Origin of the sequence: Paenibacillus wuxiensis (assembly GCF_040195695.1) — a bacterium.
Taxonomy (GTDB): domain Bacteria; phylum Bacillota; class Bacilli; order Paenibacillales; family Paenibacillaceae; genus Paenibacillus_B; species Paenibacillus_B suaedae.
On the sequence record NZ_JBEFZI010000001.1, the window covers coordinates 604194 to 615631 of the forward strand.

Consider the following 11438-nt stretch of genomic DNA (forward strand, 5'->3'; position numbering starts at 1 on the left):
TTAAACGCAGTTTGCACAATAATAAGATTATGTAAATCTATTGCTTCAATTCGGATGGTACCTCATCATATAAGAAATGAAGGAACAATGAAGATATATTCGTGCGAAAAAGAAGAGGAGTAACAGGAATCGGATGAGAACCTATTGGCATGGAGTTAGAGAAACATTTGTGACCGCATTGCGGCTAGGATTGACTTCTTTTGGAGGGCCAGCTGCGCATATAGGCTACTTTCATAAAACCTATGTACAGCAGTTGAAATGGTTAGACGATCAGCAGTTTGCTGAATTGCAGGCGATTAGTCAAATGCTTCCCGGCCCATCCAGCAGCCAACTTGGAATTGGAATAGGTATGAGGAGAGCTGGATGGCTTGGAGGGGCGATGGCGTGGTTGGGCTTTACGCTGCCGTCTGCTTGTCTGCTTGCCTTATTTGCCTTCGGAATTAGTTGGCTGCCCAATCAAGATCCTGGGTGGCTGCAAGGATTGAAGCTTGCGGCAGTTCCGATTATTATTCAGGCGTTATGGGGAATGAATAAACAATTAACACCTGACGCGCTTCGAAGAACGATTGCAATTGTTGCCGCAATCCTATCCCTTCTTCTTATCGGCGTCTACGGACAGCTCCTTATTATGGGTGGTTCACTTGCTGCAGGTGTCGTCCTATTCCGAAATCGGGCGGAAAATATCGAACCAGCGATCAGGACCAATCAAAACCAATATGAGTGCATTGAAGAAGGGAAGTCAAACATTTCACGTACATTTGCAAAATGGATGACTCTGTTATTTTTCGGACTGCTTATCGGGTTGCCAATGCTGGCGTATTATATACCAAGTGTAGTGACACAGCTTATGGAAGTCATGTATCGTACCGGGTCAGCGGTGTTCGGTGGCGGACATGTTGTCCTTCCTGTACTGAAGCATGAACTGATGACGGCAGGGTTGCTGGATGATTCTTCACTGCTCGCAGGGTATGGGGCAGCACAAGCAGTACCAGGGCCTTTGTTTACATTTGCAGCATTTGTAGGTGCTTCTATTCATTCAGGTGGATTTGGAATCGTTCTTGCCATCGTTGCTACTTTATTTATTTTCCTCCCTTCTTACCTGCTAATAGGGGCAGTACTCCCTTATATGTCGCATGTTCGGCAATGGAGAAGTGTTCGGGCAGCTTTTCAAGGGATCAATGCCGCTGTTGTAGGGTTGCTGCTTGCAGCACTTTACGATCCTGTCCTTACAACATCGGTAACGAGTCCGATTCACATGTGTATCGTGCTAATTGGTATATTATCACTAATTGTATGGAGGCAATCGCCCTGGATTACCGTTCTGCTGTCAGCCATGCTAGGTATGCTGTTGTTGTAAGCGGTGATGTAAAGATTATTTACAAATAAAAAATACGCCATTCGAACGTTCGCAGGTAGTTACATCATAGAACGATTGAATGGCGTATTCCTTTTACGAATGACACTTTGACAGAGATTGAAGTCCACTTTATATTAATCGCGACTGCAAATAATTAAGAGGTAGCCTTCTCTCACACGAACCGAAGCAGTATCAACGTCATCCCATTCGTTGCTTATTCCTAGGGATTGTCCAATCTGCAGGGTTGCATCATGAAGCGGGTACTTAAATCCAGTTAACGTAATACCAGTTACCGTTGAGCTCAGTGGCAACAATGATACATACGGGAAGGAATTCGTCTGTAATGTAACACTCGAATTCGTTAGCATAATGATATTGTGTTCGTCAACGATTTGACACTTAATTCCTTCATCGACGGCTTTGCGCAATAAATGAATATTAGACAGCGTATGATCAAGTCTCGTGCCGGTTACGCCGAATAGCGTAATTTGCGTTGGTTTCATTGCGAGAGCATGATTGAAAGCAAGTTCGGTGTCGGTATAATTTTTATCGACGGCGTCACAATCCATGTATTTCCGGCTCGAAGTGCGGATATGCTCCCGTTCATCCTCTGTTACGGAGTCGAAATCTCCTAAGGCCTGATCGGGAATAATGTTGTGCTGTACCAGATAGAGAGCTCCTCGATCAGCGCCGATGATGTAATCCATCGTACGAATCTGGTCTGCTATTTTCTCGGAAATGGTTCCACCCGCTACAATGGCAATATGAGCGGGTGTTGAAGTAACCTGTTGATCGTTTGACAACGTTATGACCTTCCTTTATATCGCAATAAGTATGATGACAAGTTGAATCCCTCTCATTATATCGAAATATGAATGGGGAACCAAATAAATATATCCATTTGCAATAAATAAAGACTGCCGATACAATAAGTGAATCTTAACAGGATATACACCTTACATAATGAAACACTAAGTAAGGCAAGAAGCTAAGGTATATAGAAAAGGGAGGAATGTTACGTGGCTGAAAGTACGAAGGTGAACGTGTTGTTCGTATGCCTGGGAAATATATGCCGTTCTCCTATGGCTGAAGCTGTATTCCGTGAGCAAGTGGAGCAAGCAGGCTTAGATCAGGTGATTCAGGTGGATTCAGCAGGTACAGGAGATTGGCATGTTGGTCATCCTCCGCATGAAGGAACTCGCAAGCTGTTGGACGAACACGGGATCACTTATGAAGGGATGAGAGCACGACAGCTTCATCCGACAGATTTTCAAACCTATACGTACATCGTATGTATGGATCCGAGCAACGAACAAAATGTGCTGGCGTGGGAAGGGTCAGACAACAGAACCTCTGAAGTTCTGCGCTTTATGACTTTGCTTCCTGAAGAGAACCGTGAAGAGGTGCCTGATCCGTACTATACAGGCAACTTTGAAGAAGTATATCGTTTAGTTCAAGCAGGGTGTGTACGATTGTTAGAGCGGATTAAAGGGGAACATCCTTTCATGTCATAAAATATTTATGGGTTTGATGAAAAGTAGTGACATACATCCTTGTATGCCACTACTTTTTTTATGTTTAATAGGGGTGTTCCTCATCAATGCTTGTATGCTCATATGGAAATGGACAAGCAGCTAGTCAAGAAAATGACGAAGAGCATCTGGGACGTGTTTTTGCCAGAATCCCCACAAATGATGCCCTTCATGCTCGCCATAGAGAACATGAGCATTTCGATCCGTAAACAGCTTGTGTGTATCCCGATTTAATTCAACAAAATTATAAGTCCCTGTATCGGTTGTGAACGCAGTCTCTTGCAGACCGACGATCATAAAGAGATGTAGCCATGATAGATCCTGCTCCTGCGCGATAAGCTGCTGCGAGTATGGGTAATAGGCGCCGGACAAGGAGATTACCTGACGGAATTTGTCAGGATATTTTAGCGCTAGGTGTAGGGAAACAGTGCCACCGAGTGAATCACCTGCGAGCGTGATTTCTGTCCAATCGGTGCGTACTGGATACATTCGCTCAATTGCAGGTACAATCTCTTCTGCAAAGGCGCGAGTATAGGATTCAAATCGTTCTCCATCCGGGGAATACTCAGAAGTACGGATTTTCTTATTCACATCAACTCCAACGATGATGAATGGCTCCATGTCACCTTCGATAATGAGCTGATTCGCGTGTGTCGCAATACGACCAAAATTAAAGAAATCTTCTCCGTCCTGACAATAGACAACGGGATAACTGAGTATTTCCTGATATCCTGGCGGCAAATAGACGCGAACGTGACGACTGCCTCCTTCAAGATATTTGCTTGGAATGTCATGTTTTACAATGGTTCTCTTGAATATTGAAGAATCTGACATGCATAGCACCGCCTCATGCAAAATTTTATCAATGTTGGTGAATACTAATTTCGATGGTCTTGATTAGGGACTCACTATAGGAAAGAAACAAGAATCTTTGACTTTCTACTATATAATGTTCCGCGAACAAGTATCGACTATGTGAGTGAGTTCACAAATTTGTAACACCCTGTTATAGTCATTAACAACAGCTGTTATAACAACAATTCAACAAAATGTTCACTTTTTTCGCGTTTTCTTTTGACCAATCGACTAAAACAGGTGTATAATAATTCTATAACAGCGAAACAAAATCTTCAAACTTTTATTGAGGTGAAAAACATGAGCAAGTTCCCATTTGAAGTTCAGACGGAAGAGATTCAACCGTTGTCCGTCTTGTCTCCGGAAGGAGAAATTGTTAACCCGGATATGGTTCCGGATCTGACTGACGAACAATTGAAAGAAATCATGTACCGTATGGTATTTACACGTACATGGGATGATCGCGCAATCAACCTTGGCCGTCAAGGCCGCCTTGGTTTCTATGCACCGGTGTCCGGTCAAGAAGCTTCCATGGTAGGTAGCGTATATCCATTGCAAAAAGAAGACTTTGTTGTACCAGCATATCGTGACATGCCGCAAATCGTATGGCACGGATTGCCTTTGTACCAAGCTTTCTTGTACTCCCGTGGTCATCAACATGGTGGACAAATTCCAGAAGGCGTTAACGTAATGATGCCGCAAATCATCATCGGCGCGCAAATCTTGCACGCGATGGGTATTGCAATGGGCTTCAAGTTGAAAAAGCAAGCACAGGTTGCAATCACATACACAGGTGACGGCGGTTCTTCCGAAGGCGACTTCTACGAAGGCTTGAACTTCGCAGGCGCATTCAACTTGCCAGTTATCTTCTTCGTACAAAACAACGGCTATGCAATCACAACTCCATTTGCGAAACAAACAAATGCGAAGTCGATCGCTCATAAATCCGTTGCAGCAGGTATCCATGGCATGCAAGTAGACGGCATGGACGTACTTGCCGTTATCAAGGCTGTTCAAATCGCTGCAGAACGCGGACGCAAAGGTGAAGGCGCAACGTTGATCGAAGCGTTGACTTACCGTTACCGTCCACACTCCATGGCGGACGATACTACAAAATATCGTACAAAAGACGAAGAAGCAGAATGGGCAATCAAAGATCCACTCGTGCGCTTCGGCAAATACTTGGAGAAAAAAGGTCTTTGGACAGAAGAAGACACAGCTCGCGTAAAAGATGAAGCAAAAGCAAAAGTGAACGAAGAAATCAAACGTGCTGAAAAAACAGAGAAAATGACTGTTGCAGGCTTGATCGACAGCATGTTCGAAACAACTCCGAAATTCTTGGAAGAGCAAAAAGCGGATTTCCAATAATTCGGACAGCGTTCTGAAAGTTAACGGGCCTCGTTGATGCGAGGACAACGAATCCATATATGGTTCTGTGATAACGGTAAGGAGGAAACAAGCAATGGCACAAATGAATATGAAAGAAGCAATTCGCGACGCAATGCGCGTTGAATTGAAAAGAGACCCTAATGTTGTGGTCTTTGGTGAAGACGTTGGCCATGTCGGCGGTGTATTCCGTGCGACTGAAGGTTTGCAAAAAGAATTTGGTGAAGAGCGTGTATTTGATACTCCGCTTGCAGAGTCCGCAATCGGCGGTATGGCAGTAGGTTTGGGCGTTCAAGGCTTCCGTCCTGTTGCTGAAATCCAATTCGTAGGTTTCATCTATGAAGCACTTGACCAAATGTGCGTTCAAGCAGCACGCATGCGCTTCCGTTCCGGCGGCCGCTACAACTCGCCAATCGTATTCCGCACACCATTCGGTGGCGGCGTAAAAGCTGCAGAATTGCATACAGACTCCCTTGAAGGTTTGATGGTACAAACACCAGGTATCAAGGTTATTGTTCCTTCCAACCCTTACGATGCAAAAGGATTGATGATTTCCGCAATCCGTGACAATGATCCAGTATTCTTCATGGAACACTTGAACTTGTATCATGCATTCCGTGATGAAGTGCCAGAAGGCGAATATACAGTTGAAATCGGTAAAGCCAAAGTTGTTCGTGAAGGTAAAGACGTAACAATTCTTGCCTACGGCTTGATGGTTCACACAGCAATGAAAGCTGCTGCTGAACTTGAAAAAGAAGGCGTGCAAGCAGAAGTTATCGACCTTCGCACATTGGCGCCGCTTGATATCGACACAATCGTTGAGTCTATCAAGAAGACGAACCGCGCAATTGTGGTACAAGAAGCGCAAAAGACTTCCGGCGTAGCTGCAGAAGTTATTGCACAAATCAACGAAAAAGCGATTCTTCACTTGGAAGCACCTGTTCTTCGCATTGCAGGTCCAGATACAGTGTATCCTTTCGCACAAATCGAAGATCAATGGTTGCCATCACCAGCTCGTATCGTAGCAGGCGTCAACAAAGTATTGAACTTCTAAGATAGAACCGGAACAGAGAGAAGGAGGATTTTACTGTGGCTAAATTTGAGTATCGCTTCCCTGAACTAGGGGAGGGCCTTCACGAAGGCGAAATTATCAAAATGCACATTAAAGCAGGAGACAAGGTAACTGATGATGATATCATCATGGAAGTACAAAACGATAAAGCTATCGTTGAAGTTCCTTGCCCTGTGAATGGTACGGTATTGGAAGTATTCGCGAAAGATGGTCAAGTATGCCACATGGGCGAAGTAGTAGCGATCATCGACGCTGAAGGTGAAATTCCTGAGCAAGATATGCCAGAAGAAGCAGCTCAAGAGGAAGCAGCTCCTGCACCAGCAGCAGCTGAAGCTCCTAAAGCTGAAGGCGTAGCAGCAGCACCTAACCGTGATGTACTTGCAACTCCAAGCGTTCGCAAGCATGCTCGTGATCTTGGCGTGAACATTGCTGAAGTTCCTGCTACTGGCAAGAACGGCAAAATCACTCGTGAAGATGTAGAAGCATTCGCTAACGGCGGAGCACCTGCAACAGCTCCAGCAGCAACTGAAGCACCTAAAGCAGAAGAAGCGAAAAAAGCAGCTCCAGCGGCAGCAGCAACTGGACGCGATGCTGAAGAAGAGCGTGTACCATTCAAAGGTATCCGCAAAGCGATTTCGAATGCAATGGTTAAATCGGCTTACACAGCTCCACACGTTACAATCATGGACGAAGTGGAAGTTGGCGAGCTTGTTGCATTCCGCACACGCTTGAAGCCAATGATGGAGAAGAAAGGTACAAAAGTAACTTACCTTCCATTCATCGTAAAAGCACTCGTTGCAGCTTGCCGTCAATTCCCTGCGATGAACGCAATGATCGACGAAGCAAACAACGAAATCGTGTACAAAAAGTACTACAATATCGGTATCGCAACAGATACAGACAACGGCTTGATGGTTCCTGTAATCAATGATGCAGATCGTCGCAGCATCTGGATGATCGCTAACGATATTAAAGATTTGGCTAGCCGCGGTCGTGAAGGCAAACTTGCTCCGAACGAACTGAAAGGCAGCACAATCACAATCACAAACATTGGTTCTGCTGGCGGTATGTTCTTTACTCCAATCATCAACTTCCCAGAAGTTGCAATCTTGGGTACAGGCCGTATCTCCGAGAAGCCAGTTGTGAAGAACGGCGAAATCGTGGCAGCGCCAGTTATGGCATTGTCCCTCAGCTTCGACCACCGTCTGATCGATGGCGCGACAGCTCAAAACTTTATGAACTACATCAAGCAACTGCTTGCTAATCCTGAGTTGCTTGTTATGGAGGTGTAACCAAATGGTAGTAGGAGACGCATCTTTGAACATTGACACTTTGGTTATCGGGGCAGGCCCTGGCGGTTACGTGGCAGCGATTCGCGCTGCCCAACTCGGCCAAAGCGTACTCATCGTAGATAAATCCGAACTCGGCGGTGTGTGCTTGAACCGCGGTTGTATCCCATCCAAAGCGCTTATCAGCGCTGCACACCAATATGAAGTAACACAACACGCTTCTGCAATCGGTATTACTGCAGAAAACGTAAAAGTGGACTTCACAAAAGTGCAAGAATTTAAAGGCGGCGTAGTTAAGAAATTGACTGGCGGCGTAGGCGCTTTGTTGAAAGCTAACAAAGTTCAAATCTTCAAAGGCGAATGCATGTTCATCAATGAAAACGAAGCACGTGTCTTCAACGATCAAGAAGCACCGCGCTACAAGTTCAAAAACTGCATCATCGCAACAGGTTCCCGTCCAATCGAATTGAAGCCTTTCCCATTCACTGGACGCATCCTGTCTTCGACAGAAGCTTTGGAATTGCCAGAAGTTCCTAAGTCCATGATCGTTATCGGCGGCGGCTACATCGGCGCTGAGCTTGGTCAAATGTACTCCAAGTTCGGTACGAAAGTAACAGTTATCGAAGGCGCGGACATGGTTCTTCCTGGCTTCGACAAAGACATGACACAACTTGTATCGAAAAACATGAAGAAATCCAATGTTGAGATCTTTACGGGTGCGAAAGCAGAATCTGCTACACAAACAGACAAAGACGTTACTGTGAAATTCACAGTTGGCGGCGAGTCCAAAGAAGTGACAGCTGACTACTTGCTCGTAACAGTTGGTCGTCGTCCGAACACAGACGGTGAGCTTGGTCTGGACATGATCGGTGTGAAAATGACTGATCGCGGCTTGATCGAAGTTGACCACCAAGGTCGTACAAGCATTCCGCACATCTTCGCTATCGGCGATATCGTTGCTGGCCCTGCATTGGCTCACAAAGCTTCTTACGAAGGTAAAGTGGCTGCAGAAGCAATCTCCGGTATGCCTAGCGTTGTAGATTACAAGTGCATCCCTGCAGTATGCTTCACAGATCCAGAGTGCGCAAGCGTAGGCTTGTCTGAATCCGAAGCGAAGGAAAAAGGCTTCAAAGTTAAAGCTGGTAAATTCCCTTATGCAGGTAACGGTCGTGCGTTGTCCCTCGGCGGCAGCGTTGACGGTTTCGTGAAAATCGTATCCGATGCTGACACAGGTATCGTCCTCGGTTCTCAGATCGTAGGTCCTGAAGCATCGAACTTGATCGCGGAAATGGGCTTAGCAGTTGAAATGGCTGCAACTGTAGAAGACTTGGCGTTGACAATCCACGCTCACCCAACACTTGGTGAAATCGTGATGGAAGCTGCTGAAGTTGTTCTTGGTCACCCAATCCACACAGTAGGTAAGTAATCCCCTCTCTCTCTGAGGGTTCTGTATACGTTCTGTTACGGTTCTGTTTATATATTGATTTGCTTTTGCCCTTGCAGCAGCGCTGCGGGGGCTTTTTTTTACCGAGATGTGAATGGTACTGGTTATGTAAGGTGATTCATGTAATAAACAGAGATGTTTTTCTCTATATTACTAATATCCAAAGTTATCATGATCAGTACTCATTTACGGAATGGAGAGGATTACGGTGAGCAGTTTTTTTGATAAATTAAAGCAAGGTGCAGCGGAAGCAGGAAAAAAGGCACAGTCCACGATAGAGGTAAATCGGTTGAAATTTCAAATTTCTTCAAAGGAAAAAGAAATTACGGGTATCTACAGTCGTATGGGAGAATGTGTGTATCATGCCATGCAAAATGGAACAATAGAAGAAATTAGCGATCAACTGCTGCTGTTTAGTGAACAGATCAATCAGAAGAAAGCAGAAGTTCAGGATGTTGAAAATCGAATTCGTACGGTGCAGAATGAGAAGTTGTGTCCATCTTGTAGTAAACCTGCTACATTAGATACGAAGTTTTGTTCAGGCTGTGGACATCATTTTGTAGGGCATTTTTCAGAAGAGGAAGTTGTAGATATAAAAGTGATGGTTGTATGTCCTGTGTGTCAGGTAGCAAGTGATAAAGGGTCGAGCTTCTGTGCGGAATGTGGTCATAAATTCGAAGAATAACGATAAGACATTCTGTACGGTTTGCCCATTGTGAGTCAATAGGGGTGAACGTTATTTTAACGTTGGGTATTTCGTGAATTCTATCTTTTTTCTTATCCGGGCATATGATGGCCGGATTTTTCTTTGATTAAGCTTCCATTTTCGAGAGAGATTCAATGAGCGTCTAGCAAATCGCAGATTCGTAACCGATTAGCACGATAATGATAATGGAATGGGATACCGATGATTTTTTTACTCTGGAATGGTACACTAGGTAAGATACACTTCAGAACGGTAAGGAAAGAGAGTGAATAGAGAATGAAATCATATTTGGCATTATTGCAGGATATTTTGGATCATGGCGTGAAAAAAGAAGATCGTACAGGCACAGGTACGATTTCCGTATTTGGTCGCCAGCTTCGATTTGACCTAAATGAAGGATTCCCGCTCGTGACGACGAAGCGTCTGCATCTTCGTTCGATCATCCATGAGTTGTTGTGGTTCCTTAGCGGCGATACGAATATCGGCTATTTGAAGGAGAACAAGGTAACGATTTGGGATGAGTGGGCGGACGAGAACGGTAATCTTGGCCCTGTATACGGCTCGCAATGGCGGAACTGGGAAACGAAAGACGGTCGTACGATTGACCAGATCGCGAATGTGATTGAGCAAATTAAGACGAATCCGGATTCCCGCCGGTTGCTCGTATCCGCGTGGAATGTAGGTGAGGTCGATCAGATGAAGCTGCCTCCATGCCATTATTCCTTCCAATTCTATGTGGCAGATGGCAAGCTGAGCTGTTTGTTGAACATGCGCTCTGTGGATACGTTCCTTGGTTTGCCTTTCAACATTGCAAGCTATGCGCTGTTAACGCATATGGTGGCGCAGCAATGTGATTTGGAAGTAGGCGAGTTCGTCTGGAGCGGTGGAGACGTTCATATTTACTCGAATCATCTGGAACAGGTGAATACGCAGTTGCAGCGCGAGCCATTGCCGCTTCCGAAGCTGGTCATTAAGCGCAATCCAGAATCAATCTTTGATTACCGCTTTGAGGACTTTGAGTTCGAAGGCTACGAATATCATCCAGCAATCAAAGCGCCTGTCGCTGTGTAATCGATGGTTGTTGTGCAATAACGCGCACGAATATTACACTCGACTTCTGTGACTCTGCTAAGAACGATCAAAGGAGGAATTGAAATTGTCGATTACGATGATATGGGCGATGGACGAACAACGGCTTATTGGCAAGGACAATGGAATGCCGTGGCATCTACCGAATGATATGAAGTTTTTCCGAGAGAATACAAAAGGCAAAACCGTTGTGATGGGACGCAAAACGTATGATTCGCTGAACGGAGCACTGCCGAAACGGCGCAATCTTGTCTTGACGCGCAACCCAGCGTGGCGTACAGATGACGCTGAGGTTATCTCGGACATCACTTCCGTGCTTGAGCTCGCTCAAGATGAAGAAGTGATGATTATTGGCGGAGCCCAAATTTATAATTTGTTTATGCCGTATGCGGACAAGCTGCTTGTTACGCGAATCGCGCAGACATTCGAGGGTGACGAGCATTTCCCAGAATACGATGAGCGTGTATGGGAGCTTGAGTGGGAAGAGCCAGGAATCGTTGATGAGAAGAATGAATACAATCATCTGTTCCAATCTTTTGTACGCAAAAAATAATTGAGATCGTAAATGTGTTGATGTGCTATTGTGTGAATAAATGCAAATGATTTGTTCATGACTCCATTGGAATATAGGCGTAAATTGAGTAGGATAGGTTGAAAAACATGTAGAAGAGTGCAATGAATGTCTGCATGAAAATCCATGAAACCGCA

11 protein-coding genes are annotated in these 11438 nt (G+C 45.0%); 9 read left to right on the forward strand and 2 right to left on the reverse strand.

Going from position 1 to position 11438, the window contains the following annotated elements; genetic code table 11:
- Positions 1-133: 133 nt before the first annotated feature.
- A complete protein-coding gene (chrA, locus tag ABN764_RS02750) occupies positions 134-1357 on the forward strand; it encodes a chromate efflux transporter (RefSeq protein WP_446670833.1) in 1224 nt (407 codons plus the stop codon).
- 134 nt (positions 1358-1491) lie between these two features.
- On the opposite strand, the gene ABN764_RS02755 is transcribed toward chrA, so the two are convergent.
- The gene (locus ABN764_RS02755; protein WP_446670834.1) at positions 1492-2160 is read right to left on the reverse strand and encodes a thiamine diphosphokinase; all 669 of its coding nucleotides are present in this window, start codon (positions 2158-2160) and stop codon (positions 1492-1494) included.
- A gap of 216 nt (positions 2161-2376) precedes the next feature.
- Between ABN764_RS02755 and ABN764_RS02760 the strand changes: the two genes are divergently transcribed.
- On the forward strand, positions 2377-2871 hold the full coding sequence (locus ABN764_RS02760) for a low molecular weight protein-tyrosine-phosphatase (protein WP_268623443.1): 495 nt from the start codon (positions 2377-2379) through the stop codon (positions 2869-2871).
- Positions 2872-2991: 120 nt separating this feature from the next.
- Here the strand turns inward: ABN764_RS02760 and ABN764_RS02765 are convergent, their stop codons facing one another.
- A complete protein-coding gene (locus ABN764_RS02765; protein WP_065291674.1) occupies positions 2992-3723 on the reverse strand; it encodes an alpha/beta hydrolase in 732 nt (243 codons plus the stop codon).
- Between the two features lie 321 nt (positions 3724-4044).
- Here ABN764_RS02765 and pdhA point away from each other — a divergent pair, with 321 nt between their 5' ends.
- From pdhA to ABN764_RS02800, 7 genes are all read left to right on the forward strand, one after another.
- Positions 4045-5112, forward strand: a complete 1068-nt coding sequence (gene pdhA, locus ABN764_RS02770; RefSeq protein ID WP_021253887.1) for a pyruvate dehydrogenase (acetyl-transferring) E1 component subunit alpha — start codon at positions 4045-4047, stop codon at positions 5110-5112.
- A gap of 94 nt (positions 5113-5206) precedes the next feature.
- On the forward strand, positions 5207-6184 hold the full coding sequence (locus ABN764_RS02775) for an alpha-ketoacid dehydrogenase subunit beta (RefSeq protein ID WP_021253886.1): 978 nt from the start codon (positions 5207-5209) through the stop codon (positions 6182-6184).
- Positions 6185-6219: 35 nt separating this feature from the next.
- Positions 6220-7494: a dihydrolipoamide acetyltransferase family protein gene (locus ABN764_RS02780; RefSeq protein ID WP_021253885.1), complete on the forward strand. Its 1275-nt coding sequence runs from the start codon at positions 6220-6222 to the stop codon at positions 7492-7494.
- Positions 7495-7498: 4 nt separating this feature from the next.
- A complete protein-coding gene (gene lpdA / locus ABN764_RS02785) occupies positions 7499-8917 on the forward strand; it encodes a dihydrolipoyl dehydrogenase (protein ID WP_021261328.1) in 1419 nt (472 codons plus the stop codon).
- Between the two features lie 226 nt (positions 8918-9143).
- Positions 9144-9620 carry a zinc ribbon domain-containing protein gene (locus tag ABN764_RS02790; protein WP_065291673.1) on the forward strand — a complete coding sequence of 159 codons (477 nt, stop codon included), beginning with the start codon at positions 9144-9146 and terminating at the stop codon, positions 9618-9620.
- Between the two features lie 297 nt (positions 9621-9917).
- Positions 9918-10712: a thymidylate synthase gene (gene thyA / locus ABN764_RS02795; protein ID WP_268623445.1), complete on the forward strand. Its 795-nt coding sequence runs from the start codon at positions 9918-9920 to the stop codon at positions 10710-10712.
- An 85-nt stretch (positions 10713-10797) separates the two neighbouring features.
- Positions 10798-11283, forward strand: coding sequence for a dihydrofolate reductase (locus ABN764_RS02800; protein ID WP_446670835.1), 486 nt, complete (start codon positions 10798-10800; stop codon positions 11281-11283).
- Positions 11284-11438 lie beyond the last annotated feature (155 nt).

Bases quoted from the DNA above. Each gene is read 5' to 3' on its own strand.
- pdhA (WP_021253887.1), top strand. From the start codon at position 4,045: ATGAGCAAGTTCCCATTTGAAGTTCAGACGGAAGAGATTCAACCGTTG.
- ABN764_RS02775 (WP_021253886.1), top strand. From the start codon at position 5,207: ATGGCACAAATGAATATGAAAGAAGCAATTCGCGACGCAATGCGCGTT.
- lpdA (WP_021261328.1), top strand. From the start codon at position 7,499: ATGGTAGTAGGAGACGCATCTTTGAACATTGACACTTTGGTTATCGGG.
- thyA (WP_268623445.1), top strand. From the start codon at position 9,918: ATGAAATCATATTTGGCATTATTGCAGGATATTTTGGATCATGGCGTG.
- ABN764_RS02765 (WP_065291674.1), bottom strand. From the start codon at position 3,723: ATGTCAGATTCTTCAATATTCAAGAGAACCATTGTAAAACATGACATT.
- chrA (WP_446670833.1), top strand. From the start codon at position 134: ATGAGAACCTATTGGCATGGAGTTAGAGAAACATTTGTGACCGCATTG.